Genomic DNA, 8268 nt, shown 5'->3' on the forward strand with positions numbered 1-8268 from the left:
GGACATGGAGCGCTTCGAGGCGCGGCACTTCGAGCGGCTGGCGGTGACGCCGGGGATCACGGGGCCGTGGCAGGTGAGCGGGCGCAACCTGGTGACGGACTTCGACGAGGTGCTGCGCATGGAGCGCAGCTACATCGCGGAGTGGTCGCTCTGGCTGGACGTGCGCATCATGCTGCGCACCATGGTGGTGGTGCTGCGCGGGGAAGGGGCGTACTGAGATGAAGGTGGCGCTGGTCACCGACTGGATGGACACCTACGGCGGTGGCGAGCGCGTGCTGTACGAGCTGCACCGCATGTTCCCCGACGCGCCCATCTACACGGCGGTGTACGACGCGCGCAAGACGCTGCCGGCGCTGCGCGCGGCCAGGGTGGTGACCTCCTTCATCCAGCGCATCCCGCTGGTGCGCCGCAGCCACATGGCGTTCCTGCCGCTGATGCCGATGGCGTTCGAGGAGTTCGACTTCTCCGCCTTCGACGTCGTGATCTCGGTGAGCACCGCCTGCGCAAAGGGGATCGTCACCCGGCCGGGCACCCTGCACGTCTGCTACTGCAACACCCCCTGCCGCTACATCTGGGACCTCTACCCCGAGTACACGCGCGGCAAGCTGTTCCGCCCCTTCTTCGCCCCCATCGCGCACTGGCTGCGCATCTGGGACCGCGTGTCGAGCGACCGGGTGGACCACTTCATCTCCAACTCGCGCGAGGTGGCGAGCCGCGTCCGCCGCCACTACCGCCGCGACTCGGAGGTGGTCTACCCGCCCGTGGACACCGGCGCCATCCGCCCCAACGGCCTTCCCCCCGAGGACTTCTACCTGGTGGTGTCGCGGCTGGTGGGGTACAAGCGCGTGGACCTGGCGGTGCAGGCGGCCACGCGGCTGGGCCGGCGGCTGGTGGTGGTGGGGCGCGGGCCGGAGATGAAGCGCCTGCGCGCCCTCGCCGGTCCCACGGTGGAGCTGCGCGGCTGGGCGGAGGACGACGAGGTGGCGTCGCTCTACGCGCGGTGCAGGGGATTCCTCTTCCCCGGGCTGGAGGACTTCGGGATCGCGCCGGTGGAGGCGCAGGCGGCGGGGCGCCCGGTGGTGGCCTACGCGCGCGGCGGCGCCCTGGAGACGGTGGTGGACGGGGTGACCGGCGTTTTCTTTGAGGAGCAGACGGTGGACTCGCTGGTGGACGGCATCCTGCGCCTGGAGGCGATGGAGACCGATCCCGCGCTCTGCCGCCGCAACGCGGAGCGCTTCCGGCCGGAGGAGTTCCACCGCCGCATCCACGCCGCCGTGGAGCGCGAGCGGAGCCGCGCCCTGGCCGCGCCCGCCGACCGCCCGCTGCTGCTGGAGTCCGTGGGTGCCGGCTGACGCGGAGCGCGGGGCCGCCCCGCCCCCCGCCGCCGACGCACGCCCCGTGGAACCCCGCTCGCTCCTTGTGGATGCGCGCGGGCTTCACCTTTCGGGGATCGGACGCTACACCCGCGAGGTGCTGGCGCGCGTGCTGCGCGACCCCCGCTTCGGCCGCGTGGCGCTGCTGGGCCGGCCGGACGAGCTGCACGGCTTCCTGGAGGGGCTGGGCGAGGCGGGGCGGGCAGAGGTGGTGCCGTTCGCGCACCACTACTACAGCCCGGCCGCGCAGCTCCAGTGGCTGGCCCTGGGTGCGCGCGGGGCGCTTGCCGCGGATGCCGGCTTCTTTCCCCACTACGACGTGCCGCTCGGCGGGCCGCTGCCGCCCACGCTGGTGACGGTGCACGACCTGGCGCAGTTCCGGCTCACCGCCATGTTCGCCGCGTGGAAGCGGGCGCTGGGCGGCGTGGTGCTGCGCGCCGCCGTGAGCCGCGCGCGCCGCGTGGTGGCCGATTCCCGCTTCACGCGCGACGACCTGGCCGCGCGCTTCCCAGGCGCCGCCCCGAAGCTGGAGGTGGTGCCGCTCGGCGTGGGCGGCGACGTCACCGCGCGCGCGCCGTCGGAGGATGCGCTGCGGCGGGCGGAGGGCTTCGCGCCCTTTCTGCTCGTCGTCGGCAACCAGAAGCCGCACAAGAACCTGCGGGCGGCGCTCCAGGTGCTGGCGCGGCTGCGCGCGGAGCAGCCGGGGTTGCGCCTGGTGGTGGCGGGGCGGCACTATCCCGGCGACGAGCCGCTCGCCGCCCGCGCCCGCGAGCTGGGCGTCGGCGACGCGGTGGCGGACCTGGGCGCGGTGGACGACGACCTGCTGCGCGCGCTGTACGGCCGCGCCGAATGCCTCCTCTTCCCATCGTACTTCGAGGGGTTCGGCCTGCCGGTGCTGGAGGCGATGGCGTGGGGGCTTCCGGTGGTGGCCTCCAACCGCGCCTCCATCCCCGAGGCGGTGGGCGACGCGGGGCTGATGGCGGACCCCGACGATTGGGACACGATGGCGGATGCCGTGCGCAGCCTGCGCCCCGGCCCCCTGCGCGACGAGATGGTGGCGCGCGGACGTCGCCGCGCCGCGCTCCTCACCTGGGACGCGACGGCGGCACGCACCACGGATCTAATCCTGGAAGTGGCGGACGGCGGCGCGGCGCGGCGGGCGCCGCGCCCAACGGCGAAACCGCGGTGAGGCCGCCCGTGCGCGTCTGCGTCGTGCTCCTCAACTACAACGGCTGGGCCGACACCCTGGAGTGCCTGGAGAGCGTCCTGCGCGGCGATCACCGCGAGCTGACGGTGGTGGTGTGCGACAACGCCTCGCACGACGGCTCGCTGGCGCACCTGCGCGCCTGGGCCGAGGGGCGGCTGGACGCGAGGGTGCCGCCGTCCAACCCCCTGCGCGGCCTCTCCTTTCCTCCGCTCCCCAAGCCCATCCCCTTCGTGGAGTACGGCCGCGAGCAGGCGGAGCGCGGCGGCGAGCCGGGCGACGACGCTCCGCTGGTGCTGGTGCGGACCGGGGGGAACCTGGGCTTCGCGGGGGGCAACAACGTGGGGCTCCGCTACGCACTGGCGCGCGGCTTCGACGCCGTGTGGCTGCTGAACAACGACACGGTCGTACGCCCTGACAGCCTGGGCGCCATGGTGGAGGAGATGCGGCGCGACCCGCGGGTGGGGGTCGTGGGCTCCACGCTCCTCTACTACCACGACCCCGCCACCGTGCAGGCGTGGGGCGGCGCGCGCTACAATCCCTGGCTGGCGCTGCCGCGGCACGTGGGCGCCAACCAGCCCGCCGCCCTCGCCGTGGACGCGGCCCGGGTGGAGCGGCGGCTGTCGTACGTCACGGGGGCGTCGATGCTGGTGTCGTCGGCCTTCCTGCGCGAGGTGGGGCTGATGAGCGAGGACTACTTCCTCTACTTCGAGGAGATCGACTGGGCCACACGCAACGCCGGGCGCTTCCGCATGGCGTACGCGCCCGCGAGCGTCGTCTTCCACCGCGAGGGGGGGAGCATAGGGGCGCACGCGGGAAAGAAGACGGCGCTGGCGGACTACCACTTCATGCGCAACCGCATCCTGTACACCCGCAAGTACAAGCCCGCGGCGCTGCCCACGGTCTACCTGGCCCTGGCGGTGGCGGCGCTGCGGCGTGCCGGCCGCGGCGAGTGGGACCGCGTGCGGATGATCGCCCGGCTCTGCTGGGGCACGTGAGACGGGCGGCGTGAGCGGGCGCGGAACGGCGGGGCGCGCCCTGTGGCGCCGCGCGCGCGGGAGCGCGCTGGTGCACAACACGGTCGCGCTCTACTTCGTGCAGTTCGCCGGCTACCTCCTGCCGCTGGCGACGGTGCCCTACCTCACGCGGGTGCTGCGCCCCGGCGCCTGGGGGGTGCTGGTGTTCAGCCAGGCGTTCGCCGCGTGGCTGGCGATCGTGCTGCACTACGGCTTCGCCTTCTCCGCCACGCGCATGGTGGCCCGCGGCCGCGGCGACGCGCGGGAGGTGGCGCGCATCGTGAGCGCCGTGCAGGGCGCCAAGCTCCTCCTGCTGACGGGGGTGGCGGCGGCCTCGGCGCTCGCCTTCGTGCTGGTGCCGCTCTTCCGCCGCGAGCCGCGCTACCTGGTGTGGGGGCTGGCGGCGGCGGTGCTGCAGGGCTTCCTCCCCATGTGGTACTTCCAGGGGGTGGAGCGGATGCGAGGGATCGCGGCGCTGGACGTGCTGACCCGCCTGGGGGCCGCGGCCGGCGTGTTCGTGCTGGTGCGGACGCCGCAGGACGGCTGGCGCGTGCTGGCGCTGCAGGCGGGGGCGGCGCTCCTTTCCGCCGCCGCCGCCACGGCGTGGATGTACCGCGAGGTTCCCTTTCGCGCCGGGAGCCCGCGCGAGTGGACCGCGGCGCTGCGCGACGGGTGGCCCCTCTTCGTGTTCTGCGGGGCGGCCAGCGCGTACACCACCGCCAACTCCTTTACCCTCGGGCTCTTCGCCGGGCCGCACGCGGCGGGCTTCTACGGCTCGGCCGAGAAGCTGGTGCGCGCCGCCAGCAACCTGCTGCTGCCGGTGTCGCAGGCGCTCTACCCGCGCATCAACCACCTGGTGGTGCACGACCGCCCGGCCGCCGCCGCGCTCGTCCGCCGCAGCCTGGGCCCCATCGTGGGGCTGGGGGTGGCCGCCGGGGCGTCCATCGCGCTGGCGGCGCCGCTGCTGACGCGCGTGCTGTTCGGCCCGGGGTACGAGCCGGTCACCGGGGTGCTGCGCATTCTGGCGTTCCTGCCGCCGATCCTGGCGCTGGGCACGGTGCTGGGGCTCAACTGGATCCTGCCGCTGGGACGTGACCGTGCGTACGTGCGGTTCGTCCTTGCGGCGGGAGCGGCCAACCTGCTGCTGGCCGCCCTGCTGGCGCCCCGCTACGGCGCCGCCGGCATGGCCGTGGCCGCGGTGCTGGCCGAGGCGGTGGTGGAGGCGGGGCTCTGCTGGCTGGTGCTGCGCCCCTCCAGCGGCGAGCTGGGGCTGCGCGGCTGAAGGCGTTGCGGGGCCCCGCTTTCGTTGACTGGCACCGGGGGCCGGCATACATTCCGCGCTCCGCGAGCCCCGCCGCCGCACCCCTCGAGCGCGCGGGCGACGCCGGCCGCGCCAGCACGCGGCGGACGGCGTTTCGCGGCGGGAGCCGGGCGGCACCCCTTACGCAGGACCATTGCCCGCGGGCTGGACGCCCGGGCCAGGAGCTTCGATGCGAGCGCTTTGCTTCTATCTTCCGCAGTACCACCCCATCCCCGAGAACGACGCGTGGTGGGGGCCGGGGTTCACCGAGTGGACCAACGTGGCGCAGTCGCGCCCGCGCTTCAAGGGGCACTACCAGCCCCACATTCCGGCGGACCTGGGCTTCTACGACCTGCGGCTGGAGGAGACGCGCCTGGCGCAGGCGGAGCTGGCGAAGGAGTACGGGATCGGCGGGTTCTGCTACTACCACTACTGGTTCGACGACGGCCGCCGGCTGCTGGAGCGCCCGTTCGACGAGGTGCTCGCCTCCGGAAAGCCCGACTTTCCCTTCTGCCTCTGCTGGGCGAACGGCAACTGGACGCGGCGCTGGGACGGGGCCGAGCACGAGGTGCTCATGCGCCAGGACTACGCCGTCTACGACGCCGCGCACCACATGGAGTGGCTGGTGCGCGCATTTCGCGACCGGCGCTACGTGCGGGTCGGCGGGCGCCCGCTCTTCCTGGTGTACCAGCCCGGCGCCCTGGTGGACCGCGCCGCCGTCATCCGCACCTGGCGCGAGACGGCGGCCCGCCTGGGGGAGCCCGAGCTGTACCTGTGCGCCGTGAAGAGCCCGGGCGACCGCACGGAGTACGCGGAGGCGCTCGCCGACGGCTTCGACGCGCTCACGGAGTTCGCGCCCACCGGCCGCATGGCCGCGGTGGACGGCCCGCTGGCGGGCGTGCGCACCTTTGCCCGCCGCGCCGCGCGCAGGGTGATGGTGGAGCTGCTGGCGCCGGTGCGCACCCGGCTGCACGTGCTCAGCTACCGCGACGTGGCCGAGGAAGCGATGCGGCGCGTGCCCGCGGGCGAGCGGGTCTTCCCCTGCGTGATGCCGAGCTGGGACAACTCCGCCCGCCGCCGCTCCGGGGGCACGGTGATCCAGAACGACGACCCGGCCCTGTACCAGCGCTGGCTGGAGCACGCGTGCAGGCGCGTGGCGGGGAACGAGCCCGACGAGCAGATCGTGTTCGTGAACGCATGGAACGAGTGGGCCGAGGGGTGCCACCTGGAGCCCGACCGGCGCTTCGGCCGGCGCTTCCTGGAGGCGACGCGCGACGCGCTGGCCCCGTACGCGCAGCCTTCCGCGCGCCGCGCGCCCGCCGCGCCCCGCGTGGCCGGAGTGGCGTGAAGCACGGGGCGGGCTCCGCGTGAGGGATGCGCTGCTGGTCTTCTGGATCGCGACCATGGGCGCGGACCGGATCGACCTGCTGGGCGGCATGGGGCCCGTCACCATGCCCCCCTACCTGGTGCTGATGCCGCTGCTGCTGATGCTGGAGCTTCCCGCGCTCGGCGCCATGCGGCGGGTGGAGCTGCGGCGGGAGGGGCAGGTGTACCTGGCGCTGTCGATGCTGCTGGGCGCCCTGGCGCTGGCCTCGGCCGTGGGGAGCAGCGACCCCGAATTGTCGGGCAAGCGGGCCGTCCTCCTCGCCTTCCAGCTCTTCACCATCCTCTTCGTGGCGGTGGTGCTGGCCAACCGGCCCGACCCCGCCTCCATCCTGGTGCGCGGCGCCTACCTGGGGCTGCTGGTGAGCTCCCTCTTCAACGTCGCGCAGATTGCCGTCTGGCTGAACGATCCCGGCGCCGCGGGCGGCGGGTTCGTGGACCTGGTGCCGGTGCGCTTCGGCTCCATCATGCCCCGCCCCGGCGGGCAGACGCTGGACCCAAACCGCGGCGGCCTCGTCTCGGCCATCTTCCTCTTCCTGATCTACCGCTTCGGAAGGCCGTCGAAGGCGCGGGGGGTGGCGGCGGCCGTCACCGTCCTGTCGCTGATCCTCACCCTCTCGCGCTCCGCCATAATGGGGGCGATGGGGATGATGGCCGCCGCGTTCGCCGAGCGGCGCCGGGTGCGGTTCACGCCAGGGCGGGTGGCGGCGGGGCTCCTGGCCACCGCCGCGGTGATCCTGGGCGTCTTCGTCGTTCCCGGCGCGCTGGACGTGCTCGCCGCGGCGGGAGAGATGCTCGGCGCGCGCTTCACGGCGCGCGAGGGCACCAGCAACAGCATCCACGTCCAGCTCATCGAGCGGGCGATGGACGTGGCGGGGCGGAGCTGGAAGAACGCGCTGATCGGCATCGGCTACGGCAACGCGGGGTCGGTGCTCACGGACCTCCTCCCCGGCACCCGCTACGCGAACTTCCACTCGTTCTACGCCACCCTCCTGGCGGAGATGGGGATCTTTGCGCTCCTGGTGGGGCTGGTGATCACGCTGTACCCGGTGGTGCGCAGGACGCCGTTCCGGCCGGTGGTGGTCGGGTTCCTGCTGTTCAACATCTTTTACCAGCTCCTTACGGAGCCGGCGTTCTGGCTGATGCTCTCGTGCGCCTGGCTGGGCGTGGCCGCCGCCCCGCGCGACGCGGAGCCCGCGCCCGGCGCTCCGCTCGTGCTGCCGGTCCCCGCCCGCGCGGGGGCCGGGTGATCTCCGCTCCCCCTGAGGCTGGTCCCGATGCCGCGTTCGCTTCACCCCCGCGCCCGCCCCTTCGCCGCGCTGCTGGGCCTGCTGCTCCTGCTGGCTGCGGGGTGCGAGAACCTGATCCACTCGCAGTACGACTTCGCGCAGGTGCGCGTGCGCACGCAGGACGCGTCCGGCGCGCCGATCTCCAACGTGGAGGTGGTGCTCTACACGGGCGCCGCCGTCATGGGGCGGGCCCGCACCGGCGCGGAGGGCGAGCACCTCTTTCCCGAGGTGGCGGCGGGGGCGTACGGCGTGTTCATCGGCGTCCCGCCGGAATACACGCTCCGCCCCGGGGAGCGCGAGTTCGTGGACACGCTCACCATCGCGCGCGGTGCCCGGCGCGAGGTCACCTTCGTCCTGGTCGCCCGCTGATCAGGCAGGCGGTCCCTGTCATCCTGAGCGACGCGCTGCTCCGACCTCTCCCGGATACGGAACCCTGGCGCGGAGCGAAGGATCTACTGCGCGTCCCGAGGGGCCAGGCAGTGATGCGCCGTTGCCGCAACGGAAGTCTCACGCGGAGGCGCGGAGACGCAGAGAGAACTGCGACTGCATGGCTCACACAGAGACACAGCAGGGGTTCGACAGTAAAAGGTACACGCGAGAGACGGAATTGGCGCCAATGCTGGACTTTTATACCCGAAATCGTTGGATTTGCCGAAAACTTGTTGTACATGGATTTATAATTCACCTTGACTCCGCAGCAGGA

General features: G+C 73.2%; 8 protein-coding genes. All 8 read left to right on the plus strand.

Annotated elements, in window-relative coordinates; genetic code table 11:
- Positions 1–217, plus strand: a 217-nt coding sequence (locus tag VF647_03500) for a sugar transferase (GenBank protein ID HEX8451134.1), incomplete at its 5' end; no start/stop codon positions are given.
- A 1-nt stretch (position 218) separates the two neighbouring features.
- Complete coding sequence (locus tag VF647_03505; GenBank protein HEX8451135.1) at positions 219–1352, plus strand: glycosyltransferase; 1134 nt, start codon at positions 219–221, stop codon at positions 1350–1352.
- Complete coding sequence (locus tag VF647_03510; GenBank protein HEX8451136.1) at positions 1342–2562, plus strand: glycosyltransferase family 1 protein; 1221 nt, start codon at positions 1342–1344, stop codon at positions 2560–2562. Before VF647_03505 ends, VF647_03510 begins: the two co-directional genes overlap by 11 nt.
- Positions 2559–3575: a glycosyltransferase family 2 protein gene (locus VF647_03515; GenBank protein HEX8451137.1), complete on the plus strand. Its 1017-nt coding sequence runs from the start codon at positions 2559–2561 to the stop codon at positions 3573–3575. The genes VF647_03510 and VF647_03515 overlap by 4 nt, the downstream gene beginning before the upstream one ends.
- A 10-nt stretch (positions 3576–3585) precedes the next feature.
- Positions 3586–4875 (plus strand): oligosaccharide flippase family protein, encoded by a 1290-nt coding sequence (locus tag VF647_03520; GenBank protein ID HEX8451138.1) that lies wholly within the window; start codon positions 3586–3588, stop codon positions 4873–4875.
- A gap of 208 nt (positions 4876–5083) precedes the next feature.
- On the plus strand, positions 5084–6241 hold the full coding sequence (locus VF647_03525; protein HEX8451139.1) for a glycoside hydrolase family 99-like domain-containing protein: 1158 nt from the start codon (positions 5084–5086) through the stop codon (positions 6239–6241).
- Positions 6242–6260: 19 nt separating this feature from the next.
- Positions 6261–7526: an O-antigen ligase family protein gene (locus tag VF647_03530; protein ID HEX8451140.1), complete on the plus strand. Its 1266-nt coding sequence runs from the start codon at positions 6261–6263 to the stop codon at positions 7524–7526.
- Between the two features lie 27 nt (positions 7527–7553).
- Positions 7554–7934 (plus strand): carboxypeptidase-like regulatory domain-containing protein, encoded by a 381-nt coding sequence (locus VF647_03535; protein ID HEX8451141.1) that lies wholly within the window; start codon positions 7554–7556, stop codon positions 7932–7934.
- Positions 7935–8268: the final 334 nt, after the last annotated feature.

The sequence above is a fragment of the Longimicrobium sp. genome (genome assembly GCA_036387335.1).
Lineage (GTDB): Bacteria > Gemmatimonadota > Gemmatimonadetes > Longimicrobiales > Longimicrobiaceae > Longimicrobium.

What these genes read in the sequence shown, in the direction of transcription:
- VF647_03525 (HEX8451139.1), top strand. Translation starts at nt 5,084, where the DNA reads ATGCGAGCGCTTTGCTTCTATCTTCCGCAGTACCACCCCATCCCCGAG.
- VF647_03535 (HEX8451141.1), top strand. Translation starts at nt 7,554, where the DNA reads ATGCCGCGTTCGCTTCACCCCCGCGCCCGCCCCTTCGCCGCGCTGCTG.
- VF647_03505 (HEX8451135.1), top strand. Translation starts at nt 219, where the DNA reads ATGAAGGTGGCGCTGGTCACCGACTGGATGGACACCTACGGCGGTGGC.